Genomic DNA, 12,148 nt, shown 5'->3' on the forward strand with positions numbered 1-12,148 from the left:
CGGGGAAGATTTAAACAAGAAAGTGTGCTCTTTATTTTTCGCCTTCCCATTCACGCTTTAACAGACTGTAGTAGACGAGGTCGTGATGCCTTCCGTTTACGTATAAGCCATCCCGTGCCCTTCCTTCCTCTAGAAACCCGAGCCGCTCCGGAATCGCTCTGCTTTTTTTGTTTCCGACTGCCGCACAGATTGCCACACGATTCAGCCCAAGCTCTTCAAAAGCATACGTAACGAGTTTTCGGCAGGCAGCTGTAATAATGCCTTGACCTTCAAATTCTTTGGCAATCCAATATCCGATTTCCGCCTTTTGATTCACTTGATCAAGGTTGTGCAGCCCGATCATGCCGCATAGGCTGCCATCATAAAGGAGCCCCGCTTCGATGCCGTTCAGGTCTGCATACTGATGCCGCCATTCTGGAATGATGGTTTCTCTGTACGTGTCAGCGCTGCTTGGATCTACCGCCCAAAACAGCCACTGGCTGAGCCGCTGCTGATTTTGGATAATGAGTTCGGCCAGCCGCTCCGCATCCTTCGGCCCCAATAATCGGATGGTGATGTGCTCATTTACCTTGCAAGTGAACATCGCTTCGCCCTCTTTCCTTTTTTACCCATTATAGCGATGATTCTGTTTTTTTCAATACAAAAAGGATGGGCTGTTTAAGCCCATCCTTATATTCTTGGATCGGTAAAGATATCATGTTTATCCGTGCTCGTTGATGACATTTCCGTCACGACGGCACCTTCTTCCCCGGCCTGGAACCAATGCTTTGTGTTTGGTGGAATCGTGTATTGCCCGCCCGGTTCTAGCTCAATTTCGTGCCAGACCGTATATTGTTCTCTGTCTTCCTGAGGAGGGAGAACTTTTGGAAGCGGCGTTTTTTCTCCTTCTACGTAAAGATACACTTTTCCGTAGCGGCAGCGGAAGGTCTCCTGCTTACCTTCCTGGCCGTCGACCGGCGGATGGCGGTGTTCCGGGCAAGTCTGTCCCGGAAACAGCACCAATTCCTTTGAGCAATAACGGTCTGTATTGACGTAGACGAAGAGCTGGAGCCCGACTTTTCTTTCTTTTCCTAAGCCGTAATCCATCAGCTGGATTTGGTCTACTTCCTCGTCCGTTAATACAATCCCTGCTTTTTGATAGTAGCTGTTCACTTCTTCTTTCGTGATGCCCATATGTCTCACTCCCTCTTATGTCGTCACAAAGTTTCCGCCGTTGACATGCAGGGTCTGTCCTGTCATGTAAGAGGACTCATCTGATGCCAGAAGCACATAACAGCCGACGTGCTCAACAGGCTGTCCAGGACGGCCCATCGGCGTATCTTGCCCAAATTGAGCAACTGTTTCTTCAGGGAACGTAGCTGGGATTAATGGCGTCCAGATTGGACCCGGCGCGACTGCATTTACACGGATGCCGTCTTTAACAAGCGCCTGCGCCATTGTTCTTGTAAAGGCGTTGATTGCCCCTTTTGTCGCTGTATAATCAATCAGTGTCGGGTTCCCTACGTACGGGTTGATGGATGTCGTATTGATGATGGCGCTGCCTGGTTTCAGGTAATCAATTGCTTTTTTAGTCAAATAAAATTGAGAATAAAAGTTTGTTTTGAATGTGCGGTGAAGCTGTTCGCTCGTAATCTCTTTGATGCTTTCTTTCGGATGCTGTTCACCTGCATTGTTGACAAGGATATCAAGGCCGCCTAGTTCCTTGACTGTTTTTTCAACCGCTTCATTGCAGAATTCCTCTTCACCTACGTCACCAGCAATCAGCAGGCATTTTACGCCCTCTTGTTCAACACGTTTCTTCGTCTCCTCAGCGTCTTCATGCTCATCCTTATACACAATGGCGATGTCTGCGCCTTCCTTTGCGTAAGCGACGGAAACCGCGCGTCCGATCCCGCTGTCGCCGCCTGTAATAAGAGCTACTTTTCCTTTTAATTTGTCTGCCCCTTTATAATCCTCGTACTCATACACCGGACTTGGATTCATTTCGTTTTCAATTCCCGGCTGGCGACTTTGAGTTTGTGCCGGCAGTTCTTTTGGATAATTTGCCATGATGATTCTCCTCCTTTGTTTTCATGTCTATTTGTTGTGTACCTCACACACTCTTTGGATAAACATGGCTTGGCACCTTCGCATTGCTTTATCAGAAAAATGTTTCACATGGAACGCTGGGAGGAAATTAACTCAAAAAGGGGGTTGGTTGCTGAATGATTAACATGCTTTCTAGAAGATTCAGCAGGCCAAAGGGCGTCATCGGCATGATTGCCGGGTACATCATGGCTGCTGAAAATCAAACACTGAATCAGTGGACAATCAATCAGTTGGGTATCACGCGCGGGGACAGCATTTTAGAAGTCGGGTTTGGCCCGGGATACTGCATGCAGCAGATGCTGAAACGCGAGAAGGATGTTCATCTTCATGGGATTGATGTGTCAGAGGCCATGCTGAAACTGGCCGCCCGCAGAGTGAAACCAAAGGGCGTACGCCTGATACAAGGAAGCATCGAGACATTTCCTCTCCCCGCCTCGTTTTATGATAAAGTGATTTCCGTTAACAACTACACCATTTGGAATGACCAAACAAAAGGCATGAAACAGATTTATCGGGCATTAAAGCCAGGCGGCAAAGCAGCCATTACGATGCAGCCGCGGGAAGCGGATGCCAGTCCTGAGAAAACCAAATCATTTGGAAGACAGATCATTGCTGACTTTAAAGCAGCCGGCTTCGAAGACATTGATATACAATTTAAGAACATTAAGCCTGAGCTTTCCGTCTGTGCAACTGCAAAGAAGCCCGCCACATAAAGTGGGCGGGCTTCTTCTTTTATGAATGTACAGCCTGATTGCGCAGGACGTCTTTTTTCACCTTGCCAAGGTTGTTTTTCGGCAGTTCGTTAACAAATTCAACTTCAGGTATTTTGTAAGCGGACAGGCGTTCTTTACAAAATGCGATGACATCCTCTTCCGTGATGCGCTGGCCGCCATTTTTCACGATAAAAGCTTTCGGTTTTTCACCGTAAAGCGGGTCTGGAATACCGACCACAGCCGTTTCAAGGATTCCCGGGATCTGCTGGATAACTTCTTCAACCTGATCAGGATAGACGTTATCGCCTCCGTAAATAATGACATCCTTGTAGCGTCCCGTGATGAAAATAAAGCCATCTTCATCTACATATCCTGAATCTCCGGTTTTGAACCAGCCGTTTTTCAGCACTTTCGCTGTTGCTTCAGGATTGTCTTCATAGCCTTTAAATAAGAATGGCGTGTGAACAACGATTTCGCCGATTTCTCCTTGAGGGAGTTCTTCTCCCGTCTCAGGATCTTCGACTTTGACTTTAACGCCTTCCACAGGTTTCCCCGCAGATGCCGCTTTATCCATTCCCATCTCAGGCAGCCATGTGCTGATGCCCCAAGCCTCAGTGCTTCCATAGCCGTGCGCGAGCGGAATGCCGATATCAAGATAGCGGCGGATCAGGCTGCTCGGCACTTTTGTTCCGCCTGTCATTAAAATCACAAGCGAAGATAAGTCGGTTTGATGCGTTTCCCACGCTTCAAGCAAATACGTGTAAAACACAGGAAGAGCCATCACAGTTTGAATTTTTTCTTCTTCAATGACCTTCAGCATGTGAACAGGATCTTGATCCTTTGTAAACACAAAGGTTGTTTCTGCAAACGTTCCAAGCATGATGCAAATGAGCGCACTCGTATGATAAATCGGATGGCACGCGAGAAAACGAAGGCCCTTCATGCGTGCTATTGAGCTGTTGGATTTTTTAACGTATCTGTATATGCCGCCATGTGTAATCATGCATCTTTTCGGGTTTCCCGTTGTTCCAGATGTAAACATCAGAAGTGCTGTATCATCAGGGGAAACCATTTCCGTCTCTGGCAAATGATCAGGACCTGCAAACAGCGCTTCAAATTCAGCCGATGTTTCGTAAGCTGTTCCTGTTTCCATTGTTACACACAGTGAGGACAATTCAGGAAGAACTTCATCCAGTGTCTCTTTAAACTCCGCTCCGTAAAACATCGCTTTCGGTTCACTTGCTTTTAAAATGCCTGTCATTTCATATGGTTTCAACTGCCAGCTGACAGGTACGACAACAGCACCTATTTCAAGTGCGGCGAACATAACAGTTGATGCGGGATGGCCGTTTTTGCAAAGCAATGCAACACGGTCGCCCTTTTGAATTCCTTTTTGAAGCATGGCATTCGCCAGCTGATTAATCCGTTTGCGGTAACCTTTATATGTCAGTGTATGGTCTCCGCTTTTTACAGCCTCTATTTCTTCGCTATTCGGCATGTCATGCAGAATCAGATGCTGTAATGTTTCCATATCGTCATCTCCTATATTCTCTTGAATCTTCAATAATTTGTTAGATTTTCTTCCTTACCTCACCCATTTTAACCCAAAAAAGATAACTTGTAAAACTATTTCATTTTGGAATTATTCCAATACTGAATGATAAAATAGTCCCACATTTTCTTATTTTGTTCCCCATCCACAGAAAAACACACGCCAAATTTTTGACGTGTGCCATGAAGGTTTACAGTATGTTTTTTTCTTTCATCCATGTGAAAAATATGCGGTTTAACCGCTGATACAATTCTTGTTCTCCTTCTTCCTGAAACCCCGCCATGCTTTCTCCGCTCTCGATAATTGCCGAGCTGATCGCGCTTAAAATCTCCGAGCCTTCAGCAGATAATGAGCTAGGCGCCATCATGACGAGAATGCGTGTCATTCTGAGGGTATTTCCGTCCATGCCATCCACTTCATAGGAGGTGCTGAGATCAAACATTTTGAAAAAAGGCAGGACGATTTCATCATTTTTGAGATGATAAAGCGCCATGTTTGTTCCGGGGATTCCCAATCCCCCTTGTTTCTCCCGCTCAGCCAGGCAAACCGCGGCTTTTTCCGGATCACGGATCAGGCCATCCTTCTTCAGCTGTTGAAAAAGCTCTAACAGAAGCATGCTATGATCCGGGTTTGTTTTGAGTGGAGCTAGCGTAAAATGGCGCAGAACATCTTGGATAACCTCCATATACCGCCCTATGCTTTCCGCCGCCTCTAGCATGTCAGGTACATCAGCTTGCTGCGCCTCTTCCTTCGGGCTTCTTTTTTTGTTAAGAATAAGGGGAATCTTCCGCTTGATATACTGCTTGACCTGGTTTGTGTCTTCCTCATTTAATAGCGGGCTGACCATGATGTAATCAATGTTTTCATAAGGAATCGGTACAGTGGACACAATCATATCATAGGCTTGAACATCCTTCCCCTTTAGCTCGATCAGGGATGACATATCAAACGATTCAATTTCCGGCAGCTCTTTTTTCAGTCTGGAGGCAAGCATTTTCGAGGAGCCGATCCCGCTTGAGCAGACGACAAGCGCTTTCACTTTTGCTTCTTCTTTTTTGATTTCAAGAGCCGAGCCAAAGTGAAGAACGATAAAAGCGATTTCATCATCAGAAAAGGACATGCCCGGAAAATACTTTTCGACGCCTTCTTCGATCGCCATATAAAGCAGAAAATAATCGCGCTTGATTTGTTCCTTCATCGGATTGTATATCTCAATATTTTCTTTTATGCGGCTGACGGCCGGCTCCAAATGGGCAATCAAGCCTTCATATAAAGAGTAGTTTTTCGTCAGATCCATTCTGATTTTGTCTGAAATAAAAGCAATGAGCCGCTTTGTTTGCAGGGCTGTTTCCAGCTCAATTTCCTGCGCTTTATATTCTGTTTTGTATTTTCGATTGGCGCTTCGAAGGTGGATTGTAATATAGCCGACCTCCGCCTCTGGAATCGTCACGCCGAAGGCACGTTTAAGCTCGCCCGCGATTTCAAGAGCCGAACTGTATTCTTTCGCATTCTTCAGTTCCTCAAGCTCATTTTCCTCCATGGTGATGGTTTCCCCAAGCTTAATTCGTTCGATCGCATACGTCAGATGGACGACAAGCGCTATATAGGAGCTGTCGGACAATGAAAAAGCGATTTTTTCTTTGAGCTGAAATAAGATGCGCTCCATTTTTAGCAGCTCACCTTTGCTGACAACACCGAACATTTTCTCTGAAGAATCGGTTTTTCCTTTGATGTTTAATTCAACCGCTTCCAAAAACATTTGGATGTCGAGACGGTTCACAATCAAGTTGCCGACAATTTTCCGTTTCGCATTCTCCGGTCCTATGAGCTGGATGCCAAAACCTCTTTTGCGGATCAGTGTCAGTCCGAAGGGAGAAATCCACTTCTCGAGCTCATCTAAGTCATAGCTGACCGTGGCATTCGTCACCTGGAGATCATGAGCAAGCGTGTACAGTTTGACGGGCTCCTGAGACTCTAATAACGAACAAAGAATGAGCAGTTTCCGTTCGTCGGCGCTGTATTCATGCTGTTCATATGATAAATCAGTAAGCAGCTTTTGTTTATCCTCGGGACTTCCCACTGCTTTCAACCCTTTACCGGGCTGTTTATCTAATGTAAGCCCCACGGTTTCCATCAGCGGTTTAATTGATTTGAGTTCCCTGTGAATGGTTCTCGTGCTGACTTGCATCAGCTCAGCAAGCTCAGTTACGGTTGTATATCTGTTTTGTAATAATAAGTGCTTTAACAGCTTTTGTTCTCTGGCAGTCATATACATAAAAAAGACCTCCTAGACAATCTTGATGTGCGGATGAAGTCGCAAGGAGATGCAGTAGAGGATATAGAGAGGTTTCCTTTTAATATAAAACGCTTTCAAGAAAGAATCAATCACTTATAAATGGTAATTTGGCACTAAGCGGTGTGACAATATTGAAAAAGCATCAGCTGGTAAACTGATGCTTTTTATGGAATATCGTAACCCTGTACGGCTGTAAAAATGCGGAACCATTGATCCTGGTCAAGCTTGTCTGACAACGCATTTATCGCGGCGGAAATCCGCTCGCGCTTTCCGCTTCCGACAATCGACATGATGCCGGCCGGATGCGTGAACAGCCATGCGTACATGACCTCGCCCAATGAAGCGGCGCCGATTTCCCCTTGGACAGATTCTAGCGCCGTGCGGACACGCCGGTCTTTATCCGTGTTTCCAGTGAATACTTTGCCGCCTGCCAGAGGCGACCAAGCCATCGGCGGAATCCGTTTTTCCTGGCACAGGTTCAAAGTGCCGTCGAGCATATTTTCTAATTCGTATGCGGAAAGCTCAATCTGGTTGGTTACGAGCTTCTCAGGCAAATACGATTCCAGCATCCGATACTGGTGATCTTTAAAATTTGAAACGCCAAAGTACCTGACCTTGCCAGAGCATTTCAAGGCCTGAAACGCCTCTGCTACCCCCTCCGGATCCATGAGCGGGTCCGGTCTGTGAATCAACAGCACATCAATATAATCCGTCCTTAAGTTCATAAGCGATTGCTCAACGGATGCCAAAATATGCGATTTGCTTGTGTTATAATGATGCGATCTGTGAGCGGGCCGTTCAGGCGATTCAAGAACGATACCGCATTTTGTGACCAGCTCTATGTTTTCTCTTAATCCAGGCGAAAGGGCAAGGGCGTTTCCAAACAGCTTTTCGCACGTATAGCCTCCGTAAATATCCGCATGATCAAAGGTCGTGATGCCGTGATCGATACACCATTCAATGAGGCTAAGCAGTTCAGCATCTGAATAGTTCCATTCATTCAGCCGCCAAAGCCCGTGTATGACTCTTGAAAATTGAAGATCCTCCGCCAATTGAATACGCTGCATGCAAAATCCCTCTTTTCTTTGTATAAACCGGGTTTTGCCCCTTACTAGTTCATTCGGCCTCAGATCCCCTTTTTCCTTTCGCTCCTTTTAAAAAGACATTTTAATTCGATTGAAATTGCTTTTTCGCTTTCTCAACGACATAGTGGCTGCCGCCGCGGTCCTGCACATTTTGGATCATCATGGCGACAAGCAGGTCTTTGTTTTTGTAATCGTAGCCGACAAACCAGCCATTTTCCGTGCCGTCTTTATCATCTTTTGATGTTTTCAGCTCGGCTGTTCCTGTTTTCCCAGCCACTGTGATTCCTTTCACGACAGGCTGATACGCTGATCCGCGCTCATCTTCCACAACGCCTTTCAGACCTTTTGTAATGTCTGCCGCTCCTTCCTTGGTGACCACTTGCTTGTGCCAAACATCAGCTGTTTGTGAATCTTTTTTGATCAGCGTCGGTTTGACAAGGTCTCCATTGTCAACAAATGGCGTGTAAGCAGCTGCCAAGTGAAGCGGAGACATTTGCATTTGCCCTTGTCCGTAGCCTGTATCCGCAAGCAAAATGTCTGAATCAAGCTTATCATTTGCAATAGACGATTTCTGGATCGGGAATTCATACGGAACGTCCTCTGAAAAACCGAATGTTTTTAAGCCTTTTGTGAAGGTGTCCGCTCCCATATCAAGCGCATTCTGGGCAAAATAAATATTGTCTGACGTAATAAGGGCGTTTTCCAAATCGACTTGTTGAAGTCTCTCAGACACACGTGTCACTGAATAGCCGCCCCAGCTCGAATCTTTTTGCCACTCCTTGCCTTTGATTGTTTTCTTCTCATCGGCTTTAAGGGTGCCGTTTTTGATTCCAATAGCAGCCGCAATCGGTTTAATGGTAGAACCTGGCGCGTATGTCTTATTGAATTTCGCTGAAAACGGATTGTTTTTATCTTTGTTTAGCTTTTTCCATTCCTTATCGTTCCAGCCGAAAATAAATCCGTTTGGATCGTAGGAAGGCGCGCTGACAAGGGCGAGTGTTTCGCCTGTCTTCGGCTGCAGCGCGACTGCCGCCCCGCTGTCATCCTTCAGTTCATCATACAGCTTCGTTTGCGTTTTGATATCAATTGTGAGGTGAAGATCCTCGCCGTCCTTTGCTTTCTTTTCAGCGATGACTTCCCCGGTTTGCGGCACGTAGATTTTCCAGCCAGTTGTGCCTCTTAGCTTGTCTTCATACACATTTTCAAGTCCGGCGATACCGATGTTAGACGTATCGCTGTACGTTCCTTCTTTCTTTTTCTTCAGTTCTTCCGCTGTAATGGCGCGGACATAGCCTGTCAAATGGGCTGTCTTTTCGCCATACGGATAGTAGCGGGAGCTGACATTCGTTCTTGTTGCGCCTTGTAATGACGTCGCTTCAGAAACTAATTTCTCCTGGTCAGGCTTGACCTTTTTGAGCGGCACAAACGAATCGTCTTTTACCCAGCCTTGATCCAGCTTTTTCTTGATGTCGTCTTCAGTCAAATCAAGTTTTTTGGCGAGTTCTTTTATAACTTTCTCTTTTTTATCGCCAAGCTCTCCGGGAACAATTCCAATTTCCGGAACATCTGTATTGACAGCTAAACCTTTTCCATTTTTATCGTAAATTTGGCCTCGTTTCGGTTCAATGCTCATAATTTGCACGGTTTTGTCGTCAGCCAGCTGCTTGAAAATAAACGATGGGTCCCAATCTATATTCCATGACTCCTCGTCATCTGTTTTTTCTAATTTCAGCACAGCAGTATTCTTGAAGCTGACTTTGCCGGCATTTGTGTTCATGCTGACTTTATACGGGATATGTTTCATTGTCTTGTTGTCTTGATCGTCCTTATCTACTTCTCCCGCAGTGACTTTCAAATCTTTTACGCCGGCCTGCTCATAGATGGCTTTATACCTGTTGACGAAATCTTTTTTGGAGATTTCTTTTTTGACATCTTTAGTCAGGCTTTGATACATGTCATCGAATTGCTGATCGTTCCACTGTTTCACGAATGCTTCCATTCGATCCTCTGGTGAATCTGTTTTGGAGCATCCGATTAACCCAATCAATCCGACGCATAGAAATACTAGTAGAATACACTTTTTTAACATGACTTTCCCCTGCCTTCCACTTGTTATTTTCTCTTAATTGAATTGGTGCGTGCAAGATTTTTTTGAAAATGAAGGAAAAGTTCACCGATTTTGCAGAAATCTCCTATCGTTTGCTGTAGACTATTTGAAAAGACAGAAAGAAGGGATAGCATGGTCAGAGAGGCAGCAATGCTTCACATTAAAGAAGGCCTTGAACAAGAGTTTGAGGATGCATTCCGGCAAGCGGCGCCGATTATTTCCGGCATGAAGGGCTATATCACTCACTCGTTATCAAAATGCATGGAGGAAACGCATAAATATCTGCTTCTTGTGGAGTGGGAAACACTTGAGGACCATACGGAAGGCTTTCGCGGTTCTTCAGAGTATCAAGAGTGGAAAGCCTTGCTTCATCGGTTCTATACCCCGTTCCCGACGGTCGAGCATTTTCAGGATGTGTAATAGATTTATATAATATGAAGTGTAAAACCGATAAGGGAGACAGACCATACAAAAACGGCGGTATAAATATTAAAAGCGCCTGAGCCGTCGTTTTCTTTTTTGCGCTCTTCAAGCCCCTGCATAAACATGACGGCGCCAAGAAAGACGAGCATGACCGATTGGATAACAGAGGTGTGTTCCGTATAGTTAAAAGCAATAAGCGCCAGTATAATAATGATAACCGCAAAAGACATTTTAAAAATCCGAAACAAAAGGACCATCCTTCCTTATATACGAAATATTGAACGTTATGGCTATATTTGCCTACGCCCTCCATTATTCTAGCGCACTTTGTTTGTCTGTAGAACAGAAGACAGTGAATTTTAAGTTTCTTTTAATATTTCGATCACACATAAAAAACGCGCCTGTCATGAGGCGCGTTTTCTATGAAACTGATCATTCTTTATAGCCTAACTTGTGAACGGCTTCAGCCATCGCTTGATAGCCTTTGCAGTTCGGATGGACACCGTCAAAGGACAGATATTCCCGCTCCTTGCCTTTGAAGATGCTATAGGCATCCGCGATTTTGACATGGGGTGCTGATGCAAGTGTTTCTAAATGTGAATTAAAGGATGTGATCCATTTGCCGGCGATTTCAATGCCGGGAAATGGATTGTATAAGTTGAACACTCGGATGGCGTACGGGGAAGGATTTTCTCCTTTAATCTCGGCGATTTTGGCAATCATCTTTTCAAAATTCTCATGGCAATGGGCGGATACACGGCTGAAAATCGTTTCATCCTTAGAGGTTTGGTAGGCTAAGACCGAATCGATGAGATCGTTTCCGCACCCTGTGATCGTTATCATATCAGCATCTCGAATGCATTTTTGCACATAGGGATATGACAGGAGTCCCAAAATCTCTTCTGTATTCAGGCCTGATCTGGCAAATATGTTTATTGTCGTTCTTGTTTTCAAGTCAGCTTCCATCATGTCCCCAAAACGCTGGACGAAGCCGGGTGAAAACAGCCCGGAGCCTCTCCCTGTCGTTAAGGAATCCCCCAGAGCTGTATATTGAAGCACCATGTTCTTTCCTCCACTCTTGAACGTCGATACGTTAATGTACGCAGCAGAGAAAAGATTGGCTACTTATGTATATCCTATTTTTCTTGAAATCTGTAAAGCGGCGTCCTTCACCTTTTCTGTTAAATAGGGCAGCCTGTCTTCTGTAAATCTTGCTTCAAAGCCTGCAATGCTAATGCCGGCTGCCACCTGATGCTTATGGTTAAAGATCGGGGCGCCGATCGCCGCCGTATAGTTTTCGAGCTCTGAATAGCTGACAGTATAGCCATTTTGCACAGAGGCATCAATCTCCTGAAGCAGTTTCTCGGGATCGGTAATCGTTCCGGAGCCAATCGAAATGAGCTCGGTTTGTTTGATGTATGCTTCGATTTCTTCACGGGGAAGAAAGGACAGAATGCTTCTGGCGCACGCTCCCGCGTATAGGGGGGAACGCCTGCCGATCGCCGTATACAGCCGCACAGTCTGTGTCCCTTCTATTTTCTCAACGTATATCGCTTCATTGCCGTCCCTCATGATCAACTGCACGGCTTCATCCACTTCCCGGCACAGCTCTTCCATCACCGGTTTCGCTATTTTTCTGATATCCAGCCTGTCAGCGACAAGCTGTCCGAATTCCAAAAACACCAATCCCAGCGAATAAGCGCCGGACACATCCCGACTGAGGAACCCCATTTCCTCCAAAGAGCTGACCATCCGGTGAACAGAGGTCTTCGGCATTCCCGTCAGCGACACCAGTTCACTTAAGGTTAGGCTTGGTTTATGCAAAAACAAATTAAGCAGCGCCATAGATTTGACTACGGTTTTATTTTTATTCTGCATCATTCA

The 12,148-nt window shown here is 45.5% G+C and carries 12 protein-coding genes; 2 read left to right on the forward strand and 10 right to left on the reverse strand.

Annotated features, from left to right (window positions below; all coding sequences use genetic code 11):
- Positions 1–31: 31 nt before the first annotated feature.
- The 3 genes from ACQVGT_RS18390 to ACQVGT_RS18400 form a co-directional block, all read right to left on the reverse strand.
- Positions 32–583 carry a GNAT family N-acetyltransferase gene (locus tag ACQVGT_RS18390; RefSeq protein WP_015382799.1) on the reverse strand — a complete coding sequence of 184 codons (552 nt, stop codon included), beginning with the start codon at positions 581–583 and terminating at the stop codon, positions 32–34.
- A gap of 86 nt (positions 584–669) precedes the next feature.
- Positions 670–1,173 (reverse strand): D-lyxose ketol-isomerase, encoded by a 504-nt coding sequence (gene lyxE / locus ACQVGT_RS18395; protein WP_015382798.1) that lies wholly within the window; start codon positions 1,171–1,173, stop codon positions 670–672.
- A gap of 15 nt (positions 1,174–1,188) precedes the next feature.
- Positions 1,189–2,049: an SDR family oxidoreductase gene (locus ACQVGT_RS18400; RefSeq protein WP_015382797.1), complete on the reverse strand. Its 861-nt coding sequence runs from the start codon at positions 2,047–2,049 to the stop codon at positions 1,189–1,191.
- 155 nt (positions 2,050–2,204) lie between these two features.
- On the opposite strand from ACQVGT_RS18400, the gene ACQVGT_RS18405 reads away from it, so the two are divergent.
- On the forward strand, positions 2,205–2,801 hold the full coding sequence (locus ACQVGT_RS18405; protein ID WP_015482815.1) for a class I SAM-dependent methyltransferase: 597 nt from the start codon (positions 2,205–2,207) through the stop codon (positions 2,799–2,801).
- A 19-nt stretch (positions 2,802–2,820) separates the two neighbouring features.
- On the opposite strand, the gene ACQVGT_RS18410 is transcribed toward ACQVGT_RS18405, so the two are convergent.
- The 4 genes from ACQVGT_RS18410 to pbpC form a co-directional block, all read right to left on the reverse strand.
- Positions 2,821–4,332 (reverse strand): class I adenylate-forming enzyme family protein, encoded by a 1,512-nt coding sequence (locus ACQVGT_RS18410; protein WP_015382796.1) that lies wholly within the window; start codon positions 4,330–4,332, stop codon positions 2,821–2,823.
- 211 nt (positions 4,333–4,543) lie between these two features.
- Positions 4,544–6,628: a mannitol operon transcriptional activator MtlR gene (mtlR, locus tag ACQVGT_RS18415; RefSeq protein WP_015382795.1), complete on the reverse strand. Its 2,085-nt coding sequence runs from the start codon at positions 6,626–6,628 to the stop codon at positions 4,544–4,546.
- Positions 6,629–6,813: 185 nt separating this feature from the next.
- On the reverse strand, positions 6,814–7,716 hold the full coding sequence (locus tag ACQVGT_RS18420; RefSeq protein WP_015382794.1) for an aldo/keto reductase: 903 nt from the start codon (positions 7,714–7,716) through the stop codon (positions 6,814–6,816).
- Positions 7,717–7,816: 100 nt separating this feature from the next.
- Positions 7,817–9,823, reverse strand: coding sequence for a penicillin-binding protein 3 (pbpC, locus tag ACQVGT_RS18425; RefSeq protein ID WP_046340206.1), 2,007 nt, complete (start codon positions 9,821–9,823; stop codon positions 7,817–7,819).
- Between the two features lie 150 nt (positions 9,824–9,973).
- Between pbpC and ACQVGT_RS18430 the strand changes: the two genes are divergently transcribed.
- Positions 9,974–10,261, forward strand: a complete 288-nt coding sequence (locus ACQVGT_RS18430) for an antibiotic biosynthesis monooxygenase family protein (RefSeq protein ID WP_003234413.1) — start codon at positions 9,974–9,976, stop codon at positions 10,259–10,261.
- Between the two features lie 5 nt (positions 10,262–10,266).
- On the opposite strand, the gene ACQVGT_RS18435 is transcribed toward ACQVGT_RS18430, so the two are convergent.
- From ACQVGT_RS18435 to ACQVGT_RS18445, 3 genes are all read right to left on the reverse strand, one after another.
- Positions 10,267–10,512: a YczI family protein gene (locus tag ACQVGT_RS18435; RefSeq protein WP_003240256.1), complete on the reverse strand. Its 246-nt coding sequence runs from the start codon at positions 10,510–10,512 to the stop codon at positions 10,267–10,269.
- A 184-nt stretch (positions 10,513–10,696) separates the two neighbouring features.
- Entirely contained in the window at positions 10,697–11,326 is a 630-nt protein-coding gene (lipC, locus tag ACQVGT_RS18440; RefSeq protein WP_015382792.1) for a spore germination lipase LipC, read from the reverse strand.
- Between the two features lie 63 nt (positions 11,327–11,389).
- Positions 11,390–12,142 carry an IclR family transcriptional regulator gene (locus tag ACQVGT_RS18445; protein WP_015482811.1) on the reverse strand — a complete coding sequence of 251 codons (753 nt, stop codon included), beginning with the start codon at positions 12,140–12,142 and terminating at the stop codon, positions 11,390–11,392.
- Positions 12,143–12,148 lie beyond the last annotated feature (6 nt).

The organism is Bacillus sp. SCT118, assembly GCF_058566435.1.

Bases quoted from the DNA above. Each gene is read 5' to 3' on its own strand.
- mtlR (WP_015382795.1), bottom strand. From the start codon at position 6,628: ATGTATATGACTGCCAGAGAACAAAAGCTGTTAAAGCACTTATTATTA.
- lyxE (WP_015382798.1), bottom strand. From the start codon at position 1,173: ATGGGCATCACGAAAGAAGAAGTGAACAGCTACTATCAAAAAGCAGGG.
- ACQVGT_RS18410 (WP_015382796.1), bottom strand. From the start codon at position 4,332: ATGGAAACATTACAGCATCTGATTCTGCATGACATGCCGAATAGCGAA.
- lipC (WP_015382792.1), bottom strand. From the start codon at position 11,326: ATGGTGCTTCAATATACAGCTCTGGGGGATTCCTTAACGACAGGGAGA.
- ACQVGT_RS18405 (WP_015482815.1), top strand. From the start codon at position 2,205: ATGATTAACATGCTTTCTAGAAGATTCAGCAGGCCAAAGGGCGTCATC.
- ACQVGT_RS18400 (WP_015382797.1), bottom strand. From the start codon at position 2,049: ATGGCAAATTATCCAAAAGAACTGCCGGCACAAACTCAAAGTCGCCAG.
- ACQVGT_RS18390 (WP_015382799.1), bottom strand. From the start codon at position 583: ATGTTCACTTGCAAGGTAAATGAGCACATCACCATCCGATTATTGGGG.
- pbpC (WP_046340206.1), bottom strand. From the start codon at position 9,823: ATGTTAAAAAAGTGTATTCTACTAGTATTTCTATGCGTCGGATTGATT.
- ACQVGT_RS18445 (WP_015482811.1), bottom strand. From the start codon at position 12,142: ATGCAGAATAAAAATAAAACCGTAGTCAAATCTATGGCGCTGCTTAAT.
- ACQVGT_RS18420 (WP_015382794.1), bottom strand. From the start codon at position 7,716: ATGCAGCGTATTCAATTGGCGGAGGATCTTCAATTTTCAAGAGTCATA.
- ACQVGT_RS18430 (WP_003234413.1), top strand. From the start codon at position 9,974: ATGGTCAGAGAGGCAGCAATGCTTCACATTAAAGAAGGCCTTGAACAA.